This is a genomic window from Labrys sp. 22185 (assembly GCF_052045555.1).
In the GTDB taxonomy this organism is placed as follows: domain Bacteria; phylum Pseudomonadota; class Alphaproteobacteria; order Rhizobiales; family Labraceae; genus Labrys; species Labrys neptuniae.
In genome coordinates, this window is record NZ_JBQEPH010000128.1 from 1 (window position 1) to 547 (window position 547).

A 547-nucleotide genomic window follows, 5' to 3' on the forward strand; every position below is an offset into this window, starting at 1 on the left:
CGCGGTCAACGGCTCCCAGCTCTATGACGTGCAGCAGACCGCCAACAAGGGCTGGAACCTGACCGCCAACGGCGCCAACTCCTCCAATGTTGCTCCCGGCAGCACGGTCGACCTCAACAACACCGACGGCAATCTCGCCATCACCAAGACCGGCAACGCCGTCACTTTCAACCTGTCCAAGGATGTCACGGTCGACAGCGTCACGGCCGGCAATTCCAAGCTCGACACCAGCGGTCTCACCATCGCGGGCGGCCCGAGCGTGACGACGGCCGGCATCGATGCCGGCAACAAGGCGATCACCAATGTGGCCGCCGGTACCAATGCTGCCGACGCGGTCAATCTGAGTCAGCTCAACAGCGTCTCCACCTCGGTGACGAATCTCGGCAACACCGTCAACAATCTCGGCAATTCGACCGCTTCGACCATCGGGGGTGGCACGACCTACGATCCCAACACGGGCACGCTGTCAGGCTTCAGCCAGACCGTGACGGCTGTCGACGACAAGGGCAATGCCGGGATTGCGAGCAAATATGACACGGTCGGCGGT

The 547-nt window shown here is 62.5% G+C and carries 1 pseudogene; it reads left to right on the forward strand.

Annotation, left to right across the window (positions count from 1 at the left end):
• Window positions 1–547, forward strand: a pseudogene (locus ACTJKX_RS38250) (hypothetical protein); the annotation flags it as partial.